We start from the raw sequence: 26,889 nt of genomic DNA on the forward strand, positions 1-26,889 counted from the left end.
CATGACGAGCGGCATCAGTAACGCAGTTCAAGGTGGGCTGAGCCAGGGACTGTCCACATCGGCGACGATACTCTTCGCCCAATCTATGAATACCCGCACTTGAGGCGCCAGATGCTCGCGTGCCGGAAACATGATCGACAGCGGGCGATGGACGGGGCGCAACTTCGGGAGGACCCGCACGAGCTCTCCGCTGTTCAAGTAGTCTTTGACGACGCAACCGGGCACCTGGATGAGCCCCATGCCGGCGAGCGCGCACGCAACGAAGGCCTCCGTGTCGTTCACGAGGACACCGGTTTCAAGGCGAAGTTCGCGCTCGTCAGTTCCCCGCGGCAGGCGCCAAGGTATGGCGATATGGCCCCTGCCTGAGAAATAGTTGACCGCGAGATGGCCACGCAGGTCCTCGACAGTTTCCGGAACGCCGAACCTGTCGAGGTAAACCGGTGATGCGCAGATCAACATGGCCATCTTGGCGAGAACGCGCCCGACGAGGCTGCTGACCGGCAGGTCGCCTATCCTCAGAACACAATCGACACCCTCCGCGATCAGATCGACCGGCTGATCGCTGACGCCAAGAATGAGATCGATGTCCGGGTATTTCGCCTGGAAGTCCGGAAGATTGGGAATGATCAGCGGCTTCGCAATCGCGACCGGGATGTCGACCCGCAGGCGTCCTTTCGGCGCGTCGCCCACGCCGCCAAACAGGTTACGTGCCTGGCCGACCTCGTTCAATATTGCGACCGAGCGATCATAGAACAACCGCCCTTCACTCGTCAGGGAGGTCTGGCGCGTCGTTCGATGTAGCAGCCTTGCACCGATCGACTCTTCCAGTTCGTTCACGGCGTTCGTAACCGTCGGTCGGGTCGCGCGAAGGGCCTCGGCCGCCCGGGTGAAACTCCTGTTCTCCGCCACGGCCACGAAGACCCTCAATTGCTGCAGGAAATCCACGCGTCTTCTCCGTCCGGGGCAATCGAGCCCGTCCTTAATTGTTACTCGATGGCATAACAATCAAGTTCGAATTTCACCACTTCTGACGAACAAAGGGGGAAGCTATTTCCGAAGCCGCCGAATAATCCGGAGCGGTAGTAGATGGTGCGCATCGTTCGCTTTCACGAGTATGGTGATGCCGACGTTCTCAAGATCGAGGACGTCGATGTCGCGGCTCCCGATGCTGACGAAGTCCAGATCGATGTGCGGGCGATCGGGCTCAATCGAGCCGAAGTGATGTTTCGCCGCAACGCCTATGTCCAACAGGCACGATTGCCCAGCCGATTGGGCTACGAAGCGGCTGGCGTCGTCAAAACTGTCGGCGCGTCGGTGCGCGATTTCCGTCCGGGCCAGTCGGTGAGTGTCATTCCGACCGAAGACATGGCGCGATGGGGCACGTACGGCGAGGTCATCAATATTCCGGCCCGCCACCTGGTGGTGCATCCCCAAAACCTCACCTTCGAGCAAGCCGCTGCGTCATGGATGAAATATGTCACCGCGTGGGGCGCGCTGATCGAGCAGGCGAAGTTGAAGGCGGACAACTATTTGGTCGTAACGGCGGCATCCAGCAGCGTCGGGACTGCGGCGTTTCAGATCGCGCGTGCGGTGGGGGCGACGGTCATCGCGACGACGCGGACCAGCGCGAAGAGCAAGGCGCTGTTGGATGCAGGTGCCCATCACGTCGTCGCAACCGCCGAAGAGGATCTCGTCTCGAGGGTGATGGAGATTACGAACGGCAAGGGAGCGCGCGTCATATTCGATCCGATCGGCGGCCCCGCCATCGAGCAGTTGACGCATGTGATGTCTCATCGGGGAATTTTGCTCGAGTACGGCGCCTTGAGCGCGGACATTGGCGCGTTCCCCCAATTCGCTGTGCTTGGGAAGAGCCTGACGATCAAGGGATATTTGTACAACGAAGTCGTGCATGACGACGCAGCGTTGGCGCGTGCGAAGGCGTTCATCTCGGAAGGCCTTTCATCCGGGAAGCTGAAGCCGCTGATCTCCCGGAGCTTCAAGTTCGAACAGATCCAGGAAGCGACGCGCTTCCTGGAGTCGAATGAGCAGATCGGAAAGATCGTAGTCACTGTCTGAAGTTCGCGACGCAGTTAGGGGTGATGGGAATGACGAATTCGAACGCCTGGCAGGCTCCCGGCCTGAATCGACGTAAAATCGGCGACTATGTCGTCACCGCTGTCGTCGACGGCATCGTCGCTGTGCCGTTCGACCTCCTGTCCGGAATAGGACCTGACGAGGCGATGAGCATGACGGTGGCGGCGGGACGTCCGTCGTCATCTGCGATGACCGTCAGCGCCTATCTGATCGAGGGACAAGGCCGGACCATACTGGTGGATGGCGGTGGCGGCGGCATCAACGGTTGGGGTGGTCGACTGCACGCGTCGCTGGCCGCTGCCAATGTGAACCCGCTCGCAATCGACCAGATCCTCCTGACCCATGCCCATCCGGATCACATCGGAGGTCTCGTCGGGGCCTTGCCGTCGGCGCCTCAGTTTCCGAACGCCGAGATCGTGATGCACGACGCCGAGTTCGCCTTCTGGACGGATGACGCGAACCTCAATCAGGCCCCGGATCCGGTCAAGCCGTTCTTTCACGCGGCCCGTGCTGTATTCGAGGCCTATGGCGCCCGGCGCCGGACGGTCAGCGCAGGGCAAGTCGCGCCCGGCATAGAGATCGAACATCTACCCGGCCACACCCCGGGGCATAGCGGCTATCGGATCGATGGCGGCGGTGCGTCCCTGCTCATCTGGGGTGACATCGTTCATTATCCGGATATCCAGGTGTCCCGGCCCGAAGTGACGATTGCGTTCGACGCGGATCCGCAGGCGGCCGCAGGAACTCGAAGGAAAATGCTGGAAAGAGTGTCCGCGACCGGAGAACTCGTCGCTGGCATGCACCTGAATTTCCCCGGGTTCGCGAGGCTTTCGAAGCAAGGACAGTCGTTCGAGATTCGTCATGAGCCCTGGTCTGCGGAGCTCATCTGAGGGGAGACGGCTTGGCTCGCCACCTGCCCAACCGATTTGGTCAGCCGTTGAGCCTTACCGCCTCAGCACCGCGATCGTCCGGTTCGCAAACGCCACCGCTGTCATTCCCCGCGAAAGCGGGGAATCCAGTACGCCGCAGCCTCTCCGTATCCCATCGCCGTCTCTGGAATACTGGATCGCCCGGTCAAGCCGGGCGATGACAGTTGAGGGTGTAGCGGACAGCTTTCCAATCCCTTCATTGCGAGGAGCGAAGCGACGAAGCAATCCAGACCGTTACCGCAGAGGGACTCTGGATTGCTTCGCTTCGCTCGCAATGACGGAGCGAGAGCAAACAGCTGGGCCTAGATCTTCAGCTCTTTCCCCGTCACGCGCCTGTAAGCTTCGAGATAGCGCTTGCTGGTTGCATCCACGACGCTGGCGGGCAGCGGGGGCGGCGGCGCGTCGCCATTCCAGCGGCCGGCGTGGCGCTCGACGTCGAGATAATCGCGCAAAGGCTGCTTGTCGAAGCTCGCCTGCGGCTGGCCGGGCTTGTAGGCATCGACCGCCCAGAAGCGCGAGCTATCCGGCGTCATGACTTCGTCGATCAGGATGATGCGGCCGTCCTTGTCGCGGCCGAACTCGAACTTGGTGTCGGCGATGATGATGCCCTGTTCGCGGGCGAGCTCTTCGCCGAGCGTATAGACCGCGCGCGTCATGCTCTCGAGCGTGTAGGCGACCTCGTCGCCGACGACCTCGCGCATCTTCGCGATGGTGATGTTCTCGTCATGGCCGGTCTCGGCCTTGGTCGCCGGGCTGAAGATCGACGGCGCGAGCTTCTCGCTCTCGACGAGGCCCGCCTTCAGCTTCTCGCCGGCCAGCGTGCCGCTGGCGGCATATTCCTTCCAGGCCGATCCCGAGAGATAGCCGCGGATCACGCATTCGATCGGGAAGACGGTGGTGCGGCGCGACAGCATGGCACGGCCGAGGATCTCGGCGCGATGCGGCTTCAAGGCCGGAACGGCGGCAATGATCTCGTCGGCGTCGGCGCTGATCATGTGATGCGGCACCACGCCTTCGAGCTCGTTGAACCAGAATGCGCTGATCTGGGTCAGCACCGCGCCCTTCATCGGGATGGTCTCGCCCATCACGACGTCGAAGGCGCTGATGCGGTCGGTGGTGACGAGCAGCAGGCGGTCGTCGTCGACGGCGTAGATATCGCGCACCTTGCCGCGTCCGATCTTGGGCAGGGGCAGGTCGCTGGAGAGCATGGCGGTCATCGGCAGGGCCTTCGCGGACAAGTTCTTCGGACAGGAGATTCAGGCCGCACTGGATGGTACGGCCTAAATCGGGATAGCCTATTCCGGCAGCGGAATGAACTCATGTTCCTGCGGAACTGCGGCGAAGCGGCCGGTTTTCCAGTCCTCCTTGGCCTGCTCGATCCGCTCCTTGCTGGAGGAGACGAAATTCCACCAGATGTGGCGCGGGCCTTCCAATGCATCGCCACCGAGAAACATCATGCGCGTTGCCTTCAGCGCCTTCACGGTGACGTGGTCGCCGGGCCGGAAGATCAGCAGCCGCGGCCCCTCATAACGCTCGTTCGCGATCTCGACCTCGCCGTCGACGACATAGATCGCGCGCTCCTCGTGGTCGGGGTCGAGCGGCACGCTGGCGCCTGCGACCGCCGTGACCTCGGTGTAGAACCAGGGCGAGACCATCGTCACCGGCGAGGTGATGCCGAAGGCGGAGCCCGCGATCACCCGCGCGGTAAAATCGCGCTCGGAGATCATCGGCAGATCGCCGGCGCCGTAATGCTGGAACGACGGCGCGATCTCTTCGGATCCGGCCGGAAGCGCAATCCAGCTTTGCAGGCCGAGCATCTGCTGGCCCGAGGCGCGTTGCGCGTCCGGGGTGCGCTCGGAATGGGCGATGCCGCGCCCGGCGGTCATCAGATTCATCGCGCCGGGCGCGATCTCCTGGACGTTGCCCTCGCTGTCGCGATGCATGATCGAGCCGTCGAACAGATAGGTGACGGTGGCAAGCCCGATATGCGGATGCGGCCGCACGTCCATGCCCTTGCCGGAGACGAACTGCACCGGGCCGAAATGATCGAAGAAGATGAAGGGCCCGACCATCTGCCGCTTGCCATGCGGCAGCGCGCGCCGCACCACGAATCCGTCGCCGAGGTCGCGGGTGCGCGGCACGATGACGAGATCGAGTGCGTCGCAGGACATGGGATCGCCGAGCACGGGATCGTTCGAGGGTTGCCAGCTCATCTTGGTCTCCTGTTTCTTGCTGGTATGATCGTAACAGAACAATGTCGGGAACGGGAGGAGACCGATGATCCCACCGCTCAAGCCAGGCGCCAGGCTGCTCGAGGTCTCAGGCCCCAGAATCGAGACGGAACATTTGATCCTGCGCCCATGGTGCGCGAGTGATATTGCACCGAACGCCGCGATGCTGTCCGATCCCGGCACCGCCCGCTTCATCGCCGCCGACGGCAAGCCGGTCACGACCGAGATTGCCGGCTGGCGTAACGCGGCTGTGATCTCCGGGCACTGGGCGCTCCACGGCTTCGGCATGTTTGCGGTCGAGGAGAAATCGAGCGGCAGCTACATCGGGCGGGTTGGTCCGTGGTGTCCGCCGGGCTGGCCCGGCTTCGAGGTCGGTTGGGGCATCGCCAGGGAATTCCGCGGCAAAGGTTATGCGGTGGAAGCGGCCAGCGCGTCGATCGACTGGGTGTTCGACAGTTTTGAGATCGACGAGATCATGCACTGTATCGAGAGCACGAATACGCCGTCGCAGGGCGTGGCGCGCAGCCTGGGAGCCCGGAAGGAGCGCGAGATCGATCTGTTCGGCAAGCCGGCCGACGCCTGGATCACGTCGCGCGCCGCGTGGACCCGGCGAAATTGAATCGGTCTTTGATCTGAACTAGGTTCGCGTCACGCGCGCGCGTGCGCGATCGGGTCGACCGGATGCTGCTTGCCCATCTCGAACTTGCCTTTCGCGCCGGCGCCGTGGCGCCGCTGTTGGTGTTGGCGGCATCGTTGTTCTCGGACTTCCGCAACGTGCTGGCGGCTCGCCTCGGCGCAGCCTTCGCGCTCGGCTCGGCCGCGCATGCGGTGAGCTATTCGGTCGGAGTGACGTCGCTGGTGCCGGCCTGGCATGCGCCGCTGATCGCACTGTCGACCGGAAATATCGTGGTGTTCTGGCTGTTCACGCGCGCGCTGTTCGACGACGATTTTCGCCTGCGCTGGTGGCACGGGTTGGTCTGGGGACTGGTGACGGCCTTCAGCTTCGCCGGGTGCGTCTGGATCGCGCCGGGCGGCCACGTGCGGTTCTCGGTCACCGTTGTGAATCTGATCGTGCTCGGCTTCATCGCGCTCGCGGTGGGGCAGACGATCACCTCGTGGCCGGCCGACCTGGTCGAGCGCCGGCGGCGCGCCCGCGTCTTCATCGTCTGCGCCGCTGCGCTCTATGGCGGACTGAACGCGCTGCTCCAGATTGCCGTCGCCGGCAGCGACGTCGGCGATGCCGCCAACACCATCAATGCAGGCGTGCTGGCCTGCGTCGTCGCGGCCATCGCCTACGCGATGATGCGCGTCGATGGTGCCGACCTGTTTCCGGCGAACGCGGGAATCACGCCAGCGGTCATTCTGAGCCATCCCGCAGCCACCGATGAAGCCGCCGACCAGAAGCTGATCGATGCCCTGATGCGGCTTATGGCGGACGAGCGGATCTATCGCCAGGACAACATCACCATCGGCGTGCTGGCGGGCCGGCTGAAAATTCCCGAATACAGGCTGCGCCGGCTGATCAACCAGCGGCTCGGCTACCGCAATTTCAATGTGTTCCTGAACAACCACCGGATCGAGGAAGCCAAGGCCGCGCTCGCCGATCCCGCGCAGGCCGAGGTCCCCGTCATCACCATCGCGATGGACGCCGGCTTCCAGTCGCTCGGTCCCTTCAACCGGGCCTTCAAGGCGGTGACGGGCGTGACGCCGACGGAATACCGGCGGCTGAAGGTGAGCGCGGCGTAAATTCTAAGCCTTTCTAATCACGCCGAAATTCCAGAATCGACCAGCCCGGTTCAGTTTCAGCCAGTCCATTTTCCAAATCCGGCGAGCACTCCTCCGACCGCTCCGGCTTCCTCCCGGCACGTTCCCCGAAGCCGGAGAAAGCCCGTGACCCGCCGCCGCAAGATCATCCTCCTCACCACCGCCGTCGCCTGTATCGGCCTCGCATTCGGCGCGGCTCGCGCGCGCAACGCGCCGCAGGTCGCCACCGGCTTCCTCGCCGACATCCTCTGCGCCGAGACATTTGTCTCCGGCCTCGATCCGCAGCGCACCTTCACCGAGACCACCGACGCGATGCCCGGGACTAGCCTGATCACCTGGGCGATGGACTACCGGGTCGACCGGGCGCGCAAGGACGTCACCGTGACGCTGTTCAGCCTCGGCCGCAGCCATGCCGTCTATCGCGAGGGGCTGGGCTGTACGCTCGAGCACGGCGCTGATATCGCCGACGTCGCGCCGCCGGCGGAGGACAAGCAACCCGCATTGCTCCCCGAGATCGCGGGACCTTCGATCGTGCCGCCGCAAAGCGAGGGGCTATCGGCCGCACTCGATCGCGCCTTCACCGAACCCGCGCAACCGCCTTATCGCCGCACCCGCGCCATCGTCGTCATGAAGTCGGGCCGCGTCATCGCCGAGCGTTATGCGGATGGTGTCGGGCCGGAGACGCCGCTGCTCGGCTTCTCCATGACGAAGTCGGTGATCTCGGCGCTAACAGGCATTCTCGTGCGCCAGGGCAAGCTCAAGCTCGACGGCCCTGCGCCGGTCGCCGCGTGGACAAATCCGGACGATCCCCGCCACGCCATCACCGTCGACCAGCTGCTGCGCCACACCGCGGGCCTCGCGCTCGGCAGCTCGCTGCAGGCTTCGCTCGGCTCCGCCTTCGAACCGGTCAATCGCATGAAATTCATCGAGGACGACATGGCCGCCTATGCCGCGAGCATTCCGCTTGCGATCGCGCCGGGCACGGTGTGGAATTATCACGACGGCAACACCATCATGCTCGCGCACCTGATCCGCAACGCCGCCGGCGGCAATCCTGCCGACGCACTGCGCTTCGCGCGCCGTGAGTTGTTTGCGCCGCTCGGCATGCGCCACGTCACGCTCCAGCTCGACGGCGCCGGCACGATCGAGGGATCGAGCGAGATGCTGGCCTCCGCGCGCGACTGGGCGCGTTTCGGTCAGCTCTATCTCAATGACGGCGTCGCCGGCGGCAAGCGTATCCTCCCCGAGGGCTGGGTGAATTACGCGGCGTCAGCCACGCCGAATGCCTGGGTCGGCATCGGCGCCGGCTTCTGGACCAACCGGGGCGACAGCTTTGGCGCGAATTTCCGCGTGGAGCACGGCTGGCCGCGCGATGCCTTCTTCGCCAAGGGCACGATCGGGCAGTACACGATCGTTATCCCGTCGGAGCGGCTTGTGATCGTGCGGCTGGGCCGCTCGCCGAACTGGCCGCCGGAAGCGGACGGCGTGTTCGATCTGGTGCGGGATGTGGTGGCGGTAACGCGCGAGAAGGGGACAATGGCGGGGGTGGATTGAGTTCTTTCTTACCCTCCCCTGGAGGGGGAGGGTCGATCGCGCGCAGCCCGAGCGGGGTGGGGTGATGGTCTCTCCGCGACGAACAGTGCCCGAGTGGAGAGATCACCCCACCCCGTCACGCAATCTCGCTTCGCTCGATCGCGTGCCGACCCTCCCCCTCCAGGGGAGGGTAAGCGACTCCTACCTCCCCAGCTCCGTGGCCTTTGCCACGCGGTCGAACCGCTCCAGCGTCATGATCGCGTCCGCAAACTTCTCCGCGCGCGCGTTCAGCACCGGGCGCGCCAGCGTCAGAAACTTCTGCTGCATCGCCTGCGCATCGGGGAAAGAATTCGGCTCGCCCGAGGGATCAGCATAGAGCCGCTCATGCACGCCATCGTCCGTGGTGATGCTGACGCGCGCGCCAAAGGGATGGGTGCGGCCGACTTCGAGGCGGTCGTCCTGCACCACGTCGAACTTTTCGGCGAGCGCGTCGATGGCGGCGTCCCCAAGGCGGTTGTAGTCGTCCCAGCCGAACGAGCCCTGGTCGAGCGCGAGCGCGCCGGTGAAGAACATCGAGAACTGGCCGCCGACGATCGAGGTCGGATGCCGCTTGGTCGCGGCATCGCCGGTCAGCGTGATGCCGTTCCGATGCAAACCGATCTCGACGCGCTTGACCTGATCCGGCGTCAGATTGTGCTCGCGCCGCATCGCGATCAGCGCGTCGATCGCCGCATGGGTGTAGCGGCAGCTCGGATACGGTTTGACGCCGATCTTCATCGTCTCGTAGGTCTTGCCGAGTTCGGCCACGGCCTTGTCGGGATGCGCATCGTCGGTGTAGCCGGCGAGCAGGCCGTGCTTGCCCTCGACCGATTCGGTCGCGCCGACGAAATCGTTGCGCGCCAGCGTCGCGGCGATCACGCCATTCATCGCGGCGGCGCCGACCTGGTAGCGCTTGTTCCAGGCGCCGTTGACCAGGAACTGCAGCGAGCCCGCGGCCTGGCTGCCGGAGACGCCGAAGGCGGCGATGATCTGCTGCTCGGACAGGCCGAACAATTTGCCGGCGGCGGCGGCCGCGCCATAGGTGCCGGCCGTCGCGGTCGGATGGAAGCCGCGCGCATAATGCGAGGTCGGGTCGAGCGCGTTGCCGAGCCGGCAGCAGACCTCATAGCCCGCGACGATCGCGGTCAGCACGTCGCGGCCCGACGCGCCGACCATTTCGCCGACGGCGAAGGCGGCCGGAACCACCGGCGCGCTCGGATGCAGCGAGGAATCCGCGTGGGTGTCGTCGAAGTCGAGGGAATGGCCGAGCGCGCCGTTGAGGAGGGCGGCGACCGCGGGCGTCCAGGTCTTGCTGTCGCCGAACACGGTGGACTCGCCCTTGGTGTCGAGCGCGAGCGCTTCCAGCATCTTCAGGATCGAGGGGGTGGATTCCGCCTCGCTGCGGGCCCGGATGGCGCTGCCGAGGAAGTCCAGCGTCAGCACCTTGGCGCGATCCAGCACCTCCGCCGGAATATCCTGGTATTTCAGATTGACGACATAGGCGGCGAGCGTTGCGGTTTCGTGAGCCATCGTGTTTCCTCGTTTTGGCGCGCAAGTTAGGCGGGCTGATTTGGCCTTTCAAGCGGCCTTGGGGCCGCGGGCATCAGCCATGCTTTTGCCTGGCTTCAAAAGGATCGGGACTTCTGACGATGGCATTTGCAAAACGGCTGTTCGACCGGATTCGGTCGCGGCGGACGCAACTCGGATTGGCGATCCGGGTCACGGTGGCCGCGGTGGCGGCCTATGCGATCGCCACCGCGCTGCATCTGCTCTTGCCGCTCTGGGCCGTCCTGACCTCGCTGATCGTGACGCAAATGAGCGTCGGCCGCTCGCTGAAGGCGACGCGCGACTACGTGCTCGGCACCATCGGCGGTGCCCTCTATGGCGGCGCCATCGCGATCCTGATCCCTTATTCCACCGAGGCGGGCCTGTTGGGGCTGCTGGTGCTTGCGGTCGCGCCGCTCGCCTTCGTGGCGGCGATCAATCCTAGCCTCAACGCCGCCACGGTGACCGCCATCATTGTGCTGCTGGTTCCGACCATGCATCATTCCGATCCCTTGGCGTCGGCGATCGACCGCGTCAGCGAGGTCGGGGTCGGCGCCATCACTGGCCTGCTGGTCTCATTCCTGGTGCTGCCGTCGCGCGCGGTGCGGCAGATCCGCGCCAGCGCGGCCACATTGCTCGAGCTGATCGCGGATGCCTTCACCGAACTGCTCGCGGGGCTCACGCGCGGCCGCGACAACGACGCGCTGCACCGGATCCAGGACGGCATCGGCACGGCAATGGTCGGTATGAATGCCATCGGCGCCGAAGCCGAGCGTGAGCGCTCCGCGCGACTGTCGAGCGGACCCGACACCGGCCCGCTGCTGCGCACTGTGCTGCGCTTGCGCCATGACGTCGTGATGATCGGCCGTGCCACGGTGGTGCCGCTGCCGGCCGAGGTGCAGATGCGGCTTGCAGCCCCGCTGACGGAAGTCTCGACCGTGATCGCGCGGTTCCTTCGCTCCGCCGCCGCTGCCTTGCGCGAGGGCGCCGGCGCGCCAGCGATCCATCCCGTCCACGTCGCGCTCCAGCATTATGCCGAGGCCGTTGCCGCCGTCCGTCATGACGGCCTGATTCGCGGCCAGCCCGGCGACACCGCCGAGCGCTTCTTCGCCATCGGCTTCTCGCTGGAGCAGATGCACCAGAACCTCTGCGATCTCGATCGCGTCGTCGGCGAATGGTCGGAAGCCTCGACCGACAAGTCCGCGCGCGTGGCGGAATAAATCTAGCTACAGATCGAAGAACGCGAGTTGCGTTGCGTCGCGCCGCTCGATGCCATCGGTCAGCGCCTTCAGCGCAACGTCAAGACTCGGCTGCGGCTGCTCCAGCTCCCACGCGCCGTCATGGTCCCACTGAAAGCACCGGCCATAGCGGTCGCCGGGCTCGACATGGAGCAGCAGGCAACGGCTGAGCTGCGACGGCTCGGCAACCGGCACCAGATGTTTCAGCGAGACGCCGTATTCTTTTCGAAAATAGGCGCAGGCCTCTTCGAGCTCGTCCTCGGAATGGGCAATGAAGTCCAGGACATTGCGAAGCTGCGTGGCGAGTTCATCAGGCGCATAGAAGCGAAGCTCGGACGATGATTCGGGCAGCCGCACCAGCAATTCGGTCTCGCCGCGCGTCAGCAGGAACTTGCGGTAGTCATCGGGGAGCCGGACGCCGAGCGCCTGCTCCGCTTTGCTCACGTCCGCTTCGCTCGCCGGCGTACCGGGTTTCCAGCGCCAGCCTTTGCTTGATGTTGCCGCCTTGCGCCGTGCTTCATATTCGGCATAGCCGGGAAACGCCATGATGTCCTCATAGCCGCCGAACCGCGACCATTGATAGGCGTCGTCGAAGGCTTCTTCGCGCCGCTCGGGAAAATAGCCGCAGAGCAGCTCGGCGCGCTTGAGGATGCGCGTGTGGTTCGGGGCGGCTTTGCAAAGATGCTCGATCGTCTTCAGTGATGCCTCGGGATTGTCGGCCTGAAGATAGACGTCGCTCAACAATTCCAGGATGCGCCCTTCGAGATCGCCCTCGTAGATGGACCACGCATAATGCGGCTGCCCGGCAGCGCGCCGCGCAACGAGCGTATCGCGCGCCTGTTCTGCAAAGCGCACCGCCTGTGCGAGATCTTCACCGGCGGCCTTGCCGCGGCGGGCGGCGTGCCAGAGATAAAGCGGCTCGTGTTCGGCCGGCGTGCCCGTGAGCGCGTCGAGCTGCGCGGCCTGCTCGGCCATCGGCGCGCTGAGCGCCAGGATCATCAGCTCATCGAGCCCCTTCTGCCAGTCCGGCTTGGCTTGCGGACTGGGCCCGAGGTCGCGCAGCGTGTAGTTGGTATGATCCGTCTCGACATAGCCGGCCGCGACAAGCTTGGCGACATGGCGGCGGAAGGCTGCGGCGGCGCCGGCGATGTCAGGAAATTCCTTGCGCAGAAATTCGTTCGCGTCGGGATCACCCTTCCAGTTCATATGAACGCCGATCACCATGGGATCGCTGCCCGGGACCAGCATCAATTCGCGATCGTCATCGCCGGGTGCGCGGTGGAAGAACTTTGCCAGATACATGCGACCTCCGAACGCGCCGCCGGCATCGGGGCGCCACGTCTCAGTCGCCGCCTTGGCGAAACCGGTTCATGTCTGGCGCTTCGTCAGGCCCTTGCTTTGCATGCGCCAGACCAGCAGATCGATGCGGTCCTGGCCGAAGAACGGCTCGCTCTCGAACACGAAGGTCGGCACGCCCCAATGACCGGAGGCGGCATGGTTCTTCTCGTTCTCGGCGATCACCCGCTCGTAGCGATCGGGGTCGGCGCTGATCGCTTCATCCATCGCGGCGAGATCGAAGCCGGCCGCCTTCGCGGCGCGCGCGAGGTGATCGCCTTCGTTCCATCCCGCCACCGAGCCGTCCCACAGCACGCGCGCGATCGCATCGGTGAATGCGAGCGAGCGGCCTTCGAGCTGGGCCATGGCGCCCAGCCGGGTCAGGCGGTGGATGTAGGGCTGCTCGGCCGCGACATCGAACGTCGTCTTGTCCTGCACGATCGGATCGGGTCTCGGAAAGCGGAACGGGATGCCCTCGTGCTGCGCCACGCGCGTGCTGTCGAGCACCACATAGCGAATGAAGTTCGGGCTGGCCTTCTTGAAGAAGCCGGGCACGCGGACGGCGAGCGGATAGACCGGCCGCAAATTCACCGCGAGATCGTACTCTTCGACGAGCTTGAGCGTCTTCGGCAGTGCCAGATAGCTGAAGGGACTGCGGTAGGAGTAGAAGAGGTCGACCGACAGGGTCATCGCACCGGCTCCATGATCCCGATCATCCCGCCAGTCTGCGCGTCAGCATGCGGAAGCGCAAGATCAGGAGCCCGGCATAGACGAACGTGCCGGTCGAGAACCCGATCCAGACGCCGACCGCGCCGAGCCCGGCATTGAAGGCCAGCACCCAGGCGATGGGAAAGGCGACGCACCAATAGCCGATCGCTGCGAACAGCAACGTCATCCTTGTATCGTTGATGCCGCGCAGCGCGCCGGCCATGATGGTCTGGAGGCCGTCGGCGATGAAGAACGTCGCGCCGACCAGCAGCAGGTTCGCCGTCAGCTCGACAGTGGCCGCGCTGGCCTCGCTGCTCCCGAAGAACAGCCGTCCGAGCTCGTAGCGGCCGAGGATGATGGCAACGGTCAGGGCCGAGACCAACGCTATTCCAAGCACGGCCGCGACGAGGCCCGCGCGCCTCACCGCGGCCGGGTCGTCGCGGCCGAAAGCATGGCCGACCCGGACCGTCGCCGCCATGCCGATACCAAGTGGGACCATGAACAGCACGGCCGTGATCTGGAGCGCGATCTGGTGCGCGGCAAGCGCCGTGGTCGAGATCAATCCCATCAGCAGCGCGGCGGACGAGAACAGGCCATATTCCAGCAGCAGGGAAAACGAGATCGGTGCGCCGACCGCGATGAGCTGTCGCATCAGGGGCCAGTCGATCCGCCACAGATGGGCGAGCGGGCGGTAGTCCGCGAATGGCTTTCGCCATGCGGCGATGGCGAGCACGGCGAGGAAGGTGCCGAGATTGACGAGCGTGGTCGCAAGCCCCGCGCCGAACAGGCCGAGCTCCGGCAGGCCGAACAGGCCGTGGATCAGGCAAAAGACCAGCGCCGCGTTGGCGGGGATCGCCGCAATGGTGATCCACAGCGGCGGCTGCGGCCGGTTCACCGCGCTCATCATGCTGCGCAAGGCGATGAAGCCGAGCGCCGGCGCGATGCCCCAGGCCAGCCCGTTCAGATAGCGCTGCGCGAGCGCGGCCGATTGCGGCGCCTGCCCGAGCGCCAGCAGGATGCGCTCGCCATAGAGCGGCGAGGCCATCATCGGCAGCGAGATCAGGAGTGCGACCCAGAGGCCGGCGCGCAGCGAGCGGCGGATGCGCTTGACGTCGCCGGCGCCGAACGCCTGCGCGGCCAGCGGCGACACCGCGGCCATCAATCCGAGCCCGAAGGTGAAGCTGACGAAATAAACCGTATGCGCCAGCGCGGCGGCTGCGACCGCATCCTCGCCGAGCCGCCCGATCAGCGCGAGATCGGTCGTGATCATCGCGATCTGCCCGAGCTGCGTCAGCATCATCGGCACGGCCAGCCGCAGCGTCTCGACGAACTCTTCGGCGAGATGGTCTTGCGGCACGCCGGCTTGCGGCTGCGGACGAGGCTGGACGGTGTCGAGCATGGCGGTTGCAATAGCACAGCCGCACGTCGAAAACATGGCTCGTGTCTCTTCCCCTCTCCCACAAGGGAAGAAGGAAGAAGCTTCTCAGCCCTTCCTTTCAGGCACGCGCCTGATCTTCGCGCCGAGCGCGTTCAGGCGTTCGTCGATGCGCTCGTAGCCGCGCTCGATCTGGTCGGCGTTGTTGATCGTGGAGGTGCCCTCGGCGCAGACCGCGGCGAGCAGCATCGCCATGCCGGCGCGGATGTCGGGCGAGATCATCGATGCGCCGCGCAGGCGGCTGGGGCCGGCGATGATGGCGCGATGCGGATCACAGAGAACAATTCGCGCCCCCATGGCGATCAGCTTGTCGACGAAGAACATCCGCGATTCGAACATCTTCTCGAACATCAGGATCACGCCGTCGCATTGCGTGGCGGTGACGATCGCGATCGACATCAGATCGGCCGGGAAGGCCGGCCAGGGCTGGTCTTCCAGCTTCGGCACGTGGCCGCCGAAATCGTCCTGGATCTTCAGCGTCTGGTTCGAGGGCACGATGAGATCGTCGCCCTCGATGCGGCAGACGATACCGAGCCGCTCGAATCCCATGCGGATCGAGCGCAGATGCTCGACGCCGGCGCGCACGATGCGAAGCGGGGAGCGCGTGACAGCCGCAAGCCCGATCAGCGAGCCGACCTCGATATGGTCGGGCTGGATCCGGTAGGTCGTGGCGCCCAGCGTCGCCGGCCCATGCACGATCATGGTGTTGGTGCCGATGCCCTCGATTCGCGCGCCGAGCGCGACCAGGAAATTGGCGAGGTCCTGCACATGCGGCTCGGAGGCCGCGTTGCGCAAATGGGTGACGCCGTCGGCTGCGACGGCTGCGACCAGCGCGTTTTCGGTTGCGGTGACGCTCGGCTCGTCCAGGAACACGTCAGCACCGGCGAGCTTTGCCGCGCGGAATTCGAGCCGGTCGGTGGCGGTGACCTTGGCGCCCAGTTGTTCGAGCGCGAGCACATGGGTGTCGAGGCGGCGGCGGCCGATGACGTCGCCGCCGGGCGGCGGCAGCATCACTTCGCCGCAGCGGGCGAGCAGGGGGCCCGCGAGCAGGATCGAGGCGCGGATGCGCACGCAGAGCTCGGGGTCGAGGTCGGCGGCGCGGATGCTCTTGGCGTGGATGTGCAGCGTGTTGCGGGCGGTCCATTCCGCCGCCGCGCCGACCGAGCGGATCAGCTCGACCAGCGTCTCGGTGTCGCGGATCCGCGGCACGTTCTCCAGCGTCACCGGATGCTCGGTGAGCAGGGCGGCTGCGATGATCGGCAGCGCCGAATTCTTGTTGCCGGACGGCTCGATCGAGCCCGAGAGCCGGTGACCGCCCTCGACAATGTACTGGATGGGCGCCACGGGGTTCTCGCTGTCCTGTTGGGTGGGGCTGTTTCGGGCGGAAACTACAGAGAATTGAGCGCGGGAGCAATTGCGGCGGCCGGGGTTGGTGGCCCCGAGGAGGCTGCCAACTCCTCATGGTGAGGAGCGCGGAACGCGCGTCTCGAACCATAGAGGCCCGGCTCTCGCCCGCCGCCATCCTTCGAGACGCCTGCTATCGCGGGCTCCCCAGGATGAGGATGGGAGCTCGTAGCGTGCGGCGGGTCAGAACAGACCGATGATGTTCGCCACCACATATAGGATGACGATCAGCATCAGCACGCCCATGGCCAGGAAGGAGATCTCGATGGCGATGGCGCCGCTCCCGAGTGCGGCCGCGACACCGGCGAGGAGCCTCTCCTCGCGAAACACGAGCGCGAGGACGGAGAACAGGATGGCGAGCAGGCCGAGCGAGATCGCGCCGATCGAGGATGCCTCCCGAAGCTGGCTTCCCGTCGATTTCTCGCGCGGCGGCGCCTGGTACTCGACGCCCTTGACCCGTGCGATCAGGCGATCCTTCAGGCGATGGCCGGTGTCGACAATCACCTTGTCCGCCGGCGGCGGCGGATAGATCACGGGTATGACCCAGTGCGGCAGAACGGCCGCAATCAGCGCCAGCACGCCAATGATGCTGCCGATCACGCCGAGACGGCGGGAGGGGAGAGCAGGGCTGGTGGTTGCAGAGCTGGTCATGGCCACGACATTTCCCGGCCGGAATTGGCCGCTGGGGTTCATGCCGTTTCGTCGCGATGGCGGGTGGTGAGGTTCAGGGGACGGTGTTGCGATGACGGTGGTGCGCTCCCTCCCCCGCTTGCGGGGGAGGGTTGGGGAGAGGGTCTCTCCACGGTGGGATTGTCGAGATCTGCAGAGACTGTCCCCCAGAGGAGAGAGCCCCCACCCGGCGCGACACGCCGACCTCCCCCGCAAGCGGGAGAGGTTGCAGCGAGTGCTTGGCTAGCAGATCAAAGCCAACTGCCCTCAGATATCGATCGTCGCGCTCAGCGAATGTTCCTGGATGAAGTCGCGGCGCGGCTCGACCACGTCGCCCATCAGCTTGGTGAAGATGTCGTCGGCCTCGTCGACCTCCTTGACCTTCACCTGCAAGAGCGAGCGCACGTCGGTGTCGAGCGTCGTCTCCCAGAGCTGCTCCGGGTTCATCTCGCCGAGACCTTTGTAGCGCTGCAGCGAGATGCCCTTGCGGCCGGAATCGGTGACTGCCTCGAACAGGTCCGAGGGGCCGTGGACCACATGCTCGCTGTCTTTCCGCCGCAGCCTGCCGGAGCGGGCATAGACGTCCTGGAGCTTTGGCGCGTACTCATCGAGCTTGCGGGCCTCGGCGGAGCCGAGCAGCGCGTCGTCGATGATGGCCGCTTCCTTGACGCCGCGCACGGTGCGCTCGAACACAAATCCCTGGCCCTCGACGAATTGCCCGACCCAGCCGCGCTCGACCTCCTCGGCCTGGTTGTCCAGCCGGGTCGCGATGTACTGCGCCGCGGCCGTGGCGTTCTCGGGATTGCCGTAGACCGACTTGTTCAGCACGCCGGTGATGGCGGCCTGCTCGATGACCTTGCGGTTATAGCGACTGTGCAGATTGCGCAGGATGCTGCGGACGACGCGGGCGTCCTCGACCAGCGCGCGCAGATCGCGGCCGGTGCGGTCGCCGCCGGTGCCGGGGATGAAGACGCAATCATCGAGGCCGGCGTCGATCAGATAGTCTTCCAGCGCCCGTTCGTCCTTCAGGTACTGCTCGGACTTGCCGCGTGAGACCTTATAGAGCGGCGGCTGGGCGATATAGAGATAGCCGCCGTCGATGATGTCGCGCATCTGCCGGTAGAAGAAGGTCAGCAGCAGCGTGCGGATGTGTGCGCCGTCGACGTCGGCGTCCGTCATCACGATGATCTTGTGATAGCGCAGCTTCTCGACCGAGAACTCGTCGCTGATGCCGGTGCCGAGCGCGGTGATCAGCGTGCCGATCTGCTCCGACGACAGCATCTTGTCGGGACGGACGCGCTCCACGTTGAGGATCTTGCCGCGCAGCGGCAGAACCGCCTGGAATTCGCGGTTGCGGCCCTGCTTGGCGCTGCCGCCTGCCGAGTCGCCCTCGACGATGAAGAGTTCGGATTTCGCCGGGTCCTTTTCCTGGCAGTCGGCGAGCTTGCCGGGCAGTGAGGAGACCGAGAGCGGGCTCTTGCGCGTGAGCTCGCGCGCTTTTCGCGCAGCTTCGCGGGCAGCTGCCGCCTGGATCACCTTGCCGACGATCATCTTGGCTTCCGAGGGGTGCTCCTCGAACCAGGCCTGGAGCGCCTCGTTGAGGACGTTCTCGACCACGGGACGCACTTCCGAGGACACCAGCTTGTCCTTGGTCTGCGACGAGAATTTCGGATCGGGCACCTTCACCGACAGCACGGCGGTGAGACCTTCGCGACAGTCGTCGCCGGTCAGCGCGATCTTTTCCTTCTTCGCATTGGCCTCGGCATAGCCGTTGACCTGGCGCGTCAGCGCGCCGCGGAAACCGGCGAGATGGGTGCCGCCGTCACGCTGCGGGATGTTGTTGGTGAAGCACAGCACGTTCTCGTGGTAGCTGTCGTTCCACCACAGTGCGGCCTCGACGCCGATGCCGTTGGCTTCCGCGCGCACCATGATCGGCGCCGGCACGATCGCCTTCTTGTTGCGGTCGAGATATTTGACGAATTCCTCGACACCGCCGGAATAGTGCATCTCCTCGCGCTTCTCGACCGCGTGGCGCATGTCGGAGAGGATGATGTTGACGCCGGAATTGAGGAAGGCGAGCTCGCGCAGGCGATGCTCGAGCGTGGCGAAATCATATTCAATGTTCTTGAAGGTCTCGGGCGAGGCCAGGAACGTCACCTCGGTGCCGCGCCGGCCCGGTGCGTCGCCGACCACCTTCAGCGGCGCGACCGCATCGCCATGGGCGAACTCGATGTAGTGCTCCTTGTCGTCGCGCCAGATGCGCAAGCCGAGCTTGCTCGACAGTGCGTTGACGACGGAGACGCCGACGCCGTGCAGGCCGCCGGAGACCTTGTAGGAATTCTGGTCGAACTTTCCGCCGGCATGGAGCTGGGTCATGATGACCTCGGCCGCCGAGATGCCTTCGCCCTTGTGGATGTCGACGGGAATGCCGCGGCCGTCGTCGCGCACCGTGACGGAATTGTCGGCATTGAGCACGACGTCGACGCGCGTGGCATGGCCCGCCAGCGCTTCGTCGATCGCGTTGTCGACGACCTCGTAGACCATGTGGTGCAGGCCCGAGCCGTCGTCGGTGTCGCCGATATACATGCCCGGGCGCTTGCGGACGGCGTCGAGACCCTTGAGCACGCGGATCGATTCCGCCCCGTAATCGCTCGGATTTGAGGGCTCGTTTTCGGCAGGTGTCTGCCGAGCAGGTTCTGTCATGAGAGGCCTTCGAGATGTCGCCCGAATCAGCCGCGCAAAAGGCGCTGATTTGCAGGCTATTTGTGCCATGAAAGACCGCTTGCGCCTAGCGCAAAGTATCCTCCGGCAACCCTTTGATCAGATAGGATTTTTGGGCCGGTTTTCAAGGCGTCGGAGGGCCGATTCCGGGGCTCGTGAAAAGGGCGATTCGAGGGGGTGTTTTTGGCCCTTGAAGGCGTGGATTTTGCGGGGCGCAGAGGAGCGCGTTCCCGGGCACTGTGGTGCTCCGGAACAGGCCACCGGGGTCAGTAGATCTGATCCGGCTTCTTATCGTCGTCAAAGCTGAGGGACCAGGCCTCGCCTGTGGCCACGGTGATGGTATCGGTGCGCAACGGATAGCCCGACACGACTAGCTTGTAGGAATATTTGCCGGGCGGCAGATCCAGCGTTTGCGGGTGATTGACGCCGCCCGCGATCTTGACGGTCTGATCGTTGATCATGAGCGAAGCCACGTCCGGCACGAGATAGCCGAATATCAACCGCGCCTGTCCGGGCATCGGCAGGAAGTTGGCCTTGGCCGCGGCCTCCGTATTCCGCTGCACCAGGCTGACAATGGTCTCGCCCTTCGCGCGGCCAAGCTTCAGTGTGGCCGGCCCCTTGGGGGAGGCAAAGGCGAGCTGCACATGATCGGCGGCAATCTCAGCGCCATCTGGCCCTTCCTCCCAGCCACGCTTCGCGAGCTCCCTGCGGTAGAAGGCGAGCACATCGCTGAGCTGGGCCTGCACATGGGCTTCCAGTCCGACCCGCAGCGGGATTGCGATGCCGGTCACATGGGTGGTGTTGGAGCTGGAGGAGCTGTGTTGCTTCGGCACCGGCATGTCGGCGTCGGGATCCGCCGGTGTGAGTGCGGCCGAAGTTTGCGGTGATCGGTGCATCCATCCACCGGCGCTTGCGGCGACCAGGCCGCCTGCGAGAAGAGCGAGGCCGCACACGAACAGCCGCCATCGTGCCGGGACCTTCGTCCCGCGCCTTACCGTCGTCATGCTCACTCTCCAGGGATGTCGCGCGTTGTGATCTTCGCGCCATGCAGCGGCTGCGACACAGTCGCCGCCTCCAGCGACTAGTCGCCCCATGAACCGGACAGGTTCACAACCTGGCCGTTACAGGCACAGGCGGCGGGATCAATACATCTGGAGCGGAAGCACCTCGCCGGTCGGCCCCACCAGGAGGCCCCAGGCGTCGCCGGCGGCTACGGTCAGGGTCTCGTTGCGAGTGGGCTGTCCGGGCAGGCGCAGCGCGTACTGATACTTGCCGGGCGGCAGATCGAGCATCGGGCCTTTCGGCGATTGCGGGCCGCCGGCGCCGGCTGCGATCTTGATGGTCTGCTTGTTGATCGTCAGCGAGGCCTCCTTCGGCCCGATATTGCCGAGCATCAGCCTGGCCTGGCCCGCCTTGGGCATGATGTCGGCCTTGGCCGCTGCCTGCGGATTCCGCTGCACTAGGCTGACCGTTGTCTCCTCCCTGGCGCGGCCGAGCTTCAGCATGGCCGGACCCTCCGGCGAGGTGAACGCCAGCTCCGCCCGCTCGGCGGTGACCGTCGTGCCGTCAGTCTTTTCCTGCCAGCCGCGCTTGGTGAGCTCTGCGCGATAGAAGGCGAGGACATCCGAGAGCTCAGCCGGAATGCTGGCTTCAAGCTCCTTGCGGAACGACTGGTCGCTGCCCGGGAATTTGGTGGAGCTGACCCCGCTTGAGCTACGCTGCGTCGGTACCGGCAGGGCCGCGTCGGGATCGGGCTTGAGCGGCTCGGTCGATTTGGCTTGGATCGGCTTTGCTTCTGCGGATTTGGTCTCAACCGGTTTCGCTGCGGCCACGACCAGGCCGGTGCCGTTGGCGCTGACATTCACCTTCGGGCCCATCTGCATCACGGTCATCGAGATCGACTTGCCGGCCTTGGAGAATTCCATCACTGCCATGTTGGGCTGGTTGATGACGGAAGGCTGCTCCTTCCAGCCCGCGTTCTTCAGCGATGCGCGGTAGAAGGTGCCGAGCGCCTTCACGCTCGAGGTGGAAGAGAATTCGAGCCGGCCGTCGCCGCCTTCGAACTTCACGCCTTCGGCGGTCTCGGGCAGCGGCACCGGCGTCTTGCTGTCGGCGAGCGCGTTGAGCGGCGTATCGGAGAGCGCGGCGGCCTGCACCTTGCGGCGGGCCTCGTCGGCGGCGATGACCTTCTGTGCGGCTGCCGCGGCATCGCTGAAGAACTTGTCGTCGGCCTCCTTCTTCGCCTTGGCGCGAGCGGCAAGCGCGGAGTCCTTCACCTGCGCGGTCAGGCTGACCATCGTGAAATCGTATTTGCGGCCGAGCCGCAGCACGCCGGTTTCATCAGTGTTGGAGATCTTGATCGCGATCTCGTCGCCGGGCGCGAGCGGTGCGCTGCCATCCTCCTGCCAGCCGCGCGCGGCGAGCTCGCGGTGATAGAAGGCGAGCACGGCGGGCAGCTCGGCCATCACGGCGGCCGACATCTCGCGCTTGTTGGAGCTTGCGCTGCCGAGGCTCCTGGCCGTCTTGGTCGGATTCGGCCGCGGTAGCCCGGCGAGATCGCCATCGGCCTTGAGCTCGCTCGGCAAGGCGAAGGGCGCGACGCGGATGTCCACATTGGTGCGGCCGTCGTCGCGGCGCGTCAGCGTCACCATGACCGGCTTCTGCTGGTAGAAGCCGCCTTCCTTGCTGTCAGGGTGTGCGTAGAAGGCGCGCAGTCCGTTGGGAACGGTTTCATCCAGGCTGCTCGTCCAGCGCGCTGCCGTTTCCGGCGTGAGCTTCTGCCAGCCGATCGCGGCCATCTGGCTGGCGTAGAAATCCGACGTTGCATCGAGCGCGCTGGGCGCGATGCAACCGAGATAGGGCCTTGTCCCATCGAACATGATGTCGCTCGCGCCGTCGGGAAACGGCACGTTCCCGTAGATCCGGTCGGTCGAGTAGTGGACCACGGACTGGTCGGGCCGGCCGAGGCCCTGCGTGAGATAGACCGATAGGCCCAGCCGTCCCTTCTTGAAGTTCAGTGTGGTGCTCTTCTCCTCCAGGGGCCTCACATAGGGCACCCAGCCGTCGGCGCTGAGGAGTTTCTTCACCGCCGGCGATGTTACGGCTTCCGGCGTCGGCATGCGGTATTCGACGCGGTAGGGATCGGGACGCGAGGTGTCTTCCACCGCGCCTTCGAGCTGCGGCAGCGCATGGACGTCGACGATGCCTCCGTCGGCGGCGGCCGCGATCGAGCAGCTCGCCATCAGGACAAGGCCGCAGGCAAGCAGCTGCCATCGTGCCGGGACTTGCGTCCCGCGCGGGATCATCGACATCGTCACGTCTCCAGGATATCGCGCCCGGCTCGGGCATGCGCATTTGCAGGCTGCGACACCGTCGACGCGGCCTCAGACGAGAAGTCGCGGCAGAAACCCGTGAGGTTCAATACAGCAGGAGCGGCGACCACGCCTCTCCGTCGCGCCCGACCGTAAGCTCCCAGGTATCGCCGACGGCGAAGTTGAGGATGTTCGTCGTGGCTGGATGGCCCGGCACGCTCACCTCGTAGGAATATTTGCCGGGCTGCAGATCCAGCGAAACCGCGTAGGCGCCGGCGGCGTGCTTGATGGTCTGGTCGTTGATCGTGAGCGTGGCTTCCGTTTCGCTGATATTGGAGAACACCAGCTTGGCCTGGCCGGGCTGGGGCATCACGTTGGCATTTGCCGCGACAGATGCGTTCTTCTGCACGAGATTGACGGCGGTGCTGGCGTCCTTGCGGTCGAGCGCCAGCATGCCAGGTCCGAGCGGGGAGGCGAAGGCGAGCTGGACGTGATCGGCGGAGACTACCGCGCCATCGCGCTGCTCCTGCCAGCCGAGCTTGCTGAGCTCGGTGCGGTAGAAGGCGAGGACGTCGCCGAGCTCGGCGGGCACGGTGGCCTCCAGCCTTGTGCGGAGCGGCGTTTCAACGCCCTTGACGACGGTGGTGTGCGTTCCTCGGTAGCTGTAACGGGTCGGCGCGGGCAGCTTGGCAGCGGGGTCCGGCGTGAGCGCCGACGCGAACAGCGGCGACAGATGCGGCACCCAGGCGCTGGCGCTTGCTGCGAGCATGCAGCTTGCGAGGAAGACGAGGCCGCACGCGAACGCCCGCCATCGTGCCGGGGCTTGCGCCCCGGGCCTTACCGTCCGCATCTCACTCTCCAGGAATGTCGCGCATCGTGTCATCGCGCGATGGGTAACGGCTGCGACACCGTCGGCGCGGCCTCTGGCAACTAGTCGTGGCGGAAAACGGTCGGGTTCAATGCGAGGTCTAATGCCGGGCCGAGACTCGTCCGCTCTCGACGTCAAAGACGTCGCCGCCTGCGCCAATGTCGGCAAAGGCGGCGGGGTCGGCGCCGGTCAGCCACACCTGCGCACCGAGCTTGCGCAGCTCCTCGAACAGCGCCGCGCGCCGGTTCGGATCGAGATGCGCGACGACCTCGTCGAGCAGCAGCAGCGGCACGATGCCGGTCATCTCGGCGACCAGGCTCGCATGCGCCAGCACGAGGCCAATCAGCAGCGCCTTCTGCTCGCCGGTCGAGGCATCGCGCGCCGGCATGCTCTTTGGCGCATAGATCACCTGGAGATCGGTGAGGTGCGGGCCGTCTGTGGTGCGGCCGGCGATGGCATCGCGCGGGCGGTTGTCGCGCAGGATCTGGCGGTAGCGGTCCTCGACCGACGTCGCGGTCTCGTTGAGCAGCGCATTCTCCATCCAGCCGTCGAGCGCGATTTGCGCGGACGGAAAGGCTGAAGCCTGCGCGCGCGCGTTGAGCATGCCCGTGAGCCGCGCCGCGGTCTGGCCGCGCGTTGCGGCGACCGCGACCGCAAGCTCGGCGGTCTCGCGCTCGATCGCATCACACCAATGGTCGTCGTAATTGCGCGTCTCGAGCAGGCGGTTGCGCGACCGCAGGGAGCGTTCGAGCGCGGAGATCCGGCTGGAATGCTCGCTGTCGATGGCCAGCACCAGGCGGTCGAAGAAGCGCCGCCGCTCGGAGGCCGCGCCCATGAACAGCCCGTCCATCGCCGGCGTCAGCCACACCATGCGGATGTGGTCGCCGAAGGCGGTGGCCGAACTGACCGGCTCGCGGTCGATGCGGCAGCGCCGGCTGACCGCGGCGTCCGCCCGTGGCGCGTCGATGCCGGTGCCGAGCGTGGCGAGCCCCAGCGCGCCCTCGACCTGCGCGGACACCGCCCAGGAGCCGTCGCCCTGGTTGTCGGCGACATCTTCCAGCGTCGCGCGCCGCAAGCCGCGGCCCGGCGACAGGAACGAGATCGCCTCGATGCAATTGGTCTTGCCGGCCCCGTTCGGCCCGACTAGCGCCACCATGTCAGCCGCCGTCTCGAGCCCCGCCGCCCGGTAATTGCGAAAATGCGTCAGCGTCAGGCGTTGAATGCGGGAGGGGGTCATCGGTTCTTCGTCATGGACGCGATTCTTCCCCTCTCCCCTTGTGGGAGAGGGTGGCGCCTCACGAAGTGAGGCGACGGGTGAGGGGTATCTTACCGCCCGGCAAGCTTTGCAAGGATGTCTTCCAACACAGAAGTGGGTTGCTGCAGCACGTCATTGTTCCAGTAGCGCGCTATGGCGAAACCCTCGGCGGAAAGTACGGTGTCACGAGCAGCATCACGTTGCGATTCTGCGTGCTGGCTTCCGTCAATCTCGATTACCAGCTGCTTATCGAAGCAGACGAAGTCAAGGATGTAGTTCTCGATCGGAACCTGTCGGCGAAATTTGTAGGCCGATAGCCGTCGATCCCTCAGCAAACGCCACATGGCCGCTTCCGCATCCGTCGGCTCGTGCCGCATGTTCTTCGCGAACTGGCGAAGATGCTTGGCAGTCGGCCGATGATGCGGGTCGCGCGGCATCGGCGTTCATTCTGAATGTCGGTGGGGCGCGGTGGCTTCACCCTCTCCCCTTGCGGGAGAGGGTGCCGTCGCGAAGCGGCGGCGGGTGAGGGGTTGTCTCGGCATAGGAAGTGCTGCGAGAGGCCCCCTCACCCGAGTGAGGTCTTGGTCGATAGCAGAGCTGCCCTCTCCCGCAAGGGGAGAGGGCGCAGCAACGTGCATCGCGCCTGGTTCATGAGGGATTGCTTGGGGTCCGTGAGGGAACACGTCCCTCACACCCGCATCGGCATCAGCACGTAGAGCGCGCTCTTGTCGTCCTTGTCCTGCACCAGCGTCGGCGAGCCGGGGTCGGCGAGCTTCAGCGTGGCGACGTCGCCTTCGATCTGGGCGGCGATGTCGAGGAGGTAGCGCGAGTTGAAGCCGATATCGAGCGCGTCGGAGGCGTATTCGACTTCGAGCTCTTCGGTCGCGCTGCCGGAATCCGGGTTGGTGACCGATAGCACCAGCTTGCCCGGCGACAGCGAGAGCTTCACGGCGCGGCCGCGCTCGCTGGAGATGGTGGAGACGCGGTCTACCGCGTTCTCGAAATCCTTCTTGTCGACGACGAGTTCCTTGTCGTTGCCCTGCGGGATCACGCGGCCATAGTCGGGGAAGGTGCCGTCGATCAGCTTCGAGGTCAGCACCACATTGCCGATGGTGAAGCGGATCTTTGCCTGCGACAGCTCGATCGTGACTTCGGCCTCGTTGTCCTCGATCAGGCGCTGCACCTCGCCGACGGTTTTTCGCGGCACGATCACGCCGGGCATGCCGTCGGCGCCCTTGGGCTGGACCAGGTCGAGCTGGGCGAGCCGGTGGCCGTCGGTGGCAACGCCGCGCAGGGTGGCGGCCGTGGCCGTGCCCGCGGCGTGCAGATAGATGCCGTTGAGATAATAGCGCGTCTCTTCGGTCGAGATCGCGAACTGGGTGCGGTCGATCAGCCGCTTGACGTCCTTGGCGGCGAGCGAGAACGAGTGCGACATGTCGCCGGCAGCGAGATCCGGGAAATCATTCTCCGGCAGGGTCTGCAGCGTGAAGCGCGAGCGGCCGGCGCGGATCGCCAGCACGGCGCGGTCGCCGTCGGCCTCCAGCACGATCTGCGAGCCGTCAGGCAGCTTGCGCACGATGTCGTAGAACATGTGCGCCGGCACGGTGGTGGAGCCCGCGGTCGCGGTTTCGGCCGGGAGCGTCTCCGTCACCTCGAGGTCGAGGTCGGTCGCCTTCAGCGACAATTTCGCGTTCTCGGCGCGGACCAGCACGTTGCCGAGGATCGGAATGGTGTTGCGGCGCTCGACCACGCGGTGGACATGACCCAGCGATTTCAGGAGTTGCGCGCGTTCGACCGTAACCTTCATTGC

At 65.5% G+C, this 26,889-nt stretch carries 22 protein-coding genes; 6 read left to right on the forward strand and 16 right to left on the reverse strand.

All coding sequences use genetic code 11. The features are described from left to right. Window positions 1-27: 27 nt before the first annotated feature. Complete coding sequence (locus BJ6T_RS03980; RefSeq protein WP_014490992.1) at window positions 28-945, reverse strand: LysR family transcriptional regulator; 918 nt, start codon at window positions 943-945, stop codon at window positions 28-30. 141 nt (window positions 946-1,086) lie between these two features. Between BJ6T_RS03980 and BJ6T_RS03985 the strand changes: the two genes are divergently transcribed. Beyond that, the gene (locus BJ6T_RS03985) at window positions 1,087-2,076 is read left to right on the forward strand and encodes a zinc-dependent alcohol dehydrogenase family protein (protein WP_014490993.1); all 990 of its coding nucleotides are present in this window, start codon (window positions 1,087-1,089) and stop codon (window positions 2,074-2,076) included. A 29-nt stretch (window positions 2,077-2,105) separates the two neighbouring features. Continuing rightward, on the forward strand, window positions 2,106-2,984 hold the full coding sequence (locus tag BJ6T_RS03990) for an MBL fold metallo-hydrolase (protein WP_014490994.1): 879 nt from the start codon (window positions 2,106-2,108) through the stop codon (window positions 2,982-2,984). A gap of 341 nt (window positions 2,985-3,325) precedes the next feature. Here BJ6T_RS03990 and BJ6T_RS03995 read toward each other — a convergent pair whose 3' ends face one another. Continuing rightward, a complete protein-coding gene (locus BJ6T_RS03995) occupies window positions 3,326-4,240 on the reverse strand; it encodes a phosphoribosylaminoimidazolesuccinocarboxamide synthase (RefSeq protein ID WP_014490995.1) in 915 nt (304 codons plus the stop codon). Window positions 4,241-4,318: 78 nt separating this feature from the next. Next, window positions 4,319-5,236 (reverse strand): pirin family protein, encoded by a 918-nt coding sequence (locus BJ6T_RS04000; protein ID WP_014490996.1) that lies wholly within the window; start codon window positions 5,234-5,236, stop codon window positions 4,319-4,321. 64 nt (window positions 5,237-5,300) lie between these two features. Between BJ6T_RS04000 and BJ6T_RS04005 the strand changes: the two genes are divergently transcribed. The 3 genes from BJ6T_RS04005 (at window position 5,301) to BJ6T_RS04015 (ending at window position 8,572) form a co-directional block, all read left to right on the forward strand. After that, window positions 5,301-5,873, forward strand: coding sequence for a GNAT family N-acetyltransferase (locus BJ6T_RS04005; protein ID WP_014490997.1), 573 nt, complete (start codon window positions 5,301-5,303; stop codon window positions 5,871-5,873). Between the two features lie 62 nt (window positions 5,874-5,935). Further along, entirely contained in the window at window positions 5,936-7,000 is a 1,065-nt protein-coding gene (locus tag BJ6T_RS04010; protein WP_014490998.1) for a helix-turn-helix domain-containing protein, read from the forward strand. 144 nt (window positions 7,001-7,144) lie between these two features. Beyond that, entirely contained in the window at window positions 7,145-8,572 is a 1,428-nt protein-coding gene (locus BJ6T_RS04015) for a serine hydrolase domain-containing protein (RefSeq protein ID WP_014490999.1), read from the forward strand. Window positions 8,573-8,752: 180 nt separating this feature from the next. Here BJ6T_RS04015 and BJ6T_RS04020 read toward each other — a convergent pair whose 3' ends face one another. Next, entirely contained in the window at window positions 8,753-10,120 is a 1,368-nt protein-coding gene (locus tag BJ6T_RS04020) for an MmgE/PrpD family protein (protein WP_014491000.1), read from the reverse strand. A gap of 119 nt (window positions 10,121-10,239) precedes the next feature. Between BJ6T_RS04020 and BJ6T_RS04025 the strand changes: the two genes are divergently transcribed. Next, on the forward strand, window positions 10,240-11,355 hold the full coding sequence (locus BJ6T_RS04025) for an FUSC family protein (protein WP_028169726.1): 1,116 nt from the start codon (window positions 10,240-10,242) through the stop codon (window positions 11,353-11,355). A 6-nt stretch (window positions 11,356-11,361) separates the two neighbouring features. On the opposite strand, the gene BJ6T_RS04030 is transcribed toward BJ6T_RS04025, so the two are convergent. The 12 genes from BJ6T_RS04030 to dnaN all read right to left on the reverse strand — a co-directional run bounded on the left by BJ6T_RS04030 (window position 11,362) and on the right by dnaN (window position 26,886). Then, a complete protein-coding gene (locus BJ6T_RS04030; protein ID WP_014491002.1) occupies window positions 11,362-12,675 on the reverse strand; it encodes an SMI1/KNR4 family protein in 1,314 nt (437 codons plus the stop codon). Between the two features lie 66 nt (window positions 12,676-12,741). Then, window positions 12,742-13,398 (reverse strand): 2-hydroxychromene-2-carboxylate isomerase, encoded by a 657-nt coding sequence (locus BJ6T_RS04035; protein ID WP_014491003.1) that lies wholly within the window; start codon window positions 13,396-13,398, stop codon window positions 12,742-12,744. Between the two features lie 22 nt (window positions 13,399-13,420). Continuing rightward, window positions 13,421-14,815: an MATE family efflux transporter gene (locus BJ6T_RS04040; protein WP_028169727.1), complete on the reverse strand. Its 1,395-nt coding sequence runs from the start codon at window positions 14,813-14,815 to the stop codon at window positions 13,421-13,423. An 84-nt stretch (window positions 14,816-14,899) separates the two neighbouring features. Then, window positions 14,900-16,195, reverse strand: coding sequence for a UDP-N-acetylglucosamine 1-carboxyvinyltransferase (gene murA / locus BJ6T_RS04045; protein ID WP_014491005.1), 1,296 nt, complete (start codon window positions 16,193-16,195; stop codon window positions 14,900-14,902). A gap of 243 nt (window positions 16,196-16,438) precedes the next feature. Next, window positions 16,439-16,906, reverse strand: a complete 468-nt coding sequence (yidI, locus tag BJ6T_RS04050; protein WP_014491006.1) for an inner membrane protein YidI — start codon at window positions 16,904-16,906, stop codon at window positions 16,439-16,441. Between the two features lie 285 nt (window positions 16,907-17,191). Then, complete coding sequence (gene gyrB, locus BJ6T_RS04055; protein ID WP_014491007.1) at window positions 17,192-19,627, reverse strand: DNA topoisomerase (ATP-hydrolyzing) subunit B; 2,436 nt, start codon at window positions 19,625-19,627, stop codon at window positions 17,192-17,194. Between the two features lie 284 nt (window positions 19,628-19,911). Then, window positions 19,912-20,649, reverse strand: coding sequence for a hypothetical protein (locus tag BJ6T_RS04060; RefSeq protein WP_028169728.1), 738 nt, complete (start codon window positions 20,647-20,649; stop codon window positions 19,912-19,914). A gap of 138 nt (window positions 20,650-20,787) precedes the next feature. Next, the gene (locus BJ6T_RS04065; RefSeq protein ID WP_014491009.1) at window positions 20,788-22,956 is read right to left on the reverse strand and encodes a hypothetical protein; all 2,169 of its coding nucleotides are present in this window, start codon (window positions 22,954-22,956) and stop codon (window positions 20,788-20,790) included. Between the two features lie 106 nt (window positions 22,957-23,062). Continuing rightward, a complete protein-coding gene (locus tag BJ6T_RS04070) occupies window positions 23,063-23,806 on the reverse strand; it encodes a hypothetical protein (RefSeq protein WP_028169729.1) in 744 nt (247 codons plus the stop codon). Between the two features lie 118 nt (window positions 23,807-23,924). Continuing rightward, window positions 23,925-25,061, reverse strand: a complete 1,137-nt coding sequence (recF, locus tag BJ6T_RS04075; RefSeq protein WP_014491011.1) for a DNA replication/repair protein RecF — start codon at window positions 25,059-25,061, stop codon at window positions 23,925-23,927. A gap of 89 nt (window positions 25,062-25,150) precedes the next feature. Further along, window positions 25,151-25,516 (reverse strand): endonuclease domain-containing protein, encoded by a 366-nt coding sequence (locus BJ6T_RS04080; protein WP_014491012.1) that lies wholly within the window; start codon window positions 25,514-25,516, stop codon window positions 25,151-25,153. Window positions 25,517-25,767: 251 nt separating this feature from the next. Then, window positions 25,768-26,886: a DNA polymerase III subunit beta gene (dnaN, locus tag BJ6T_RS04085; protein ID WP_014491013.1), complete on the reverse strand. Its 1,119-nt coding sequence runs from the start codon at window positions 26,884-26,886 to the stop codon at window positions 25,768-25,770. Window positions 26,887-26,889 lie beyond the last annotated feature (3 nt).

Source organism: Bradyrhizobium japonicum USDA 6, assembly GCF_000284375.1.
GTDB lineage: Bacteria > Pseudomonadota > Alphaproteobacteria > Rhizobiales > Xanthobacteraceae > Bradyrhizobium > Bradyrhizobium japonicum.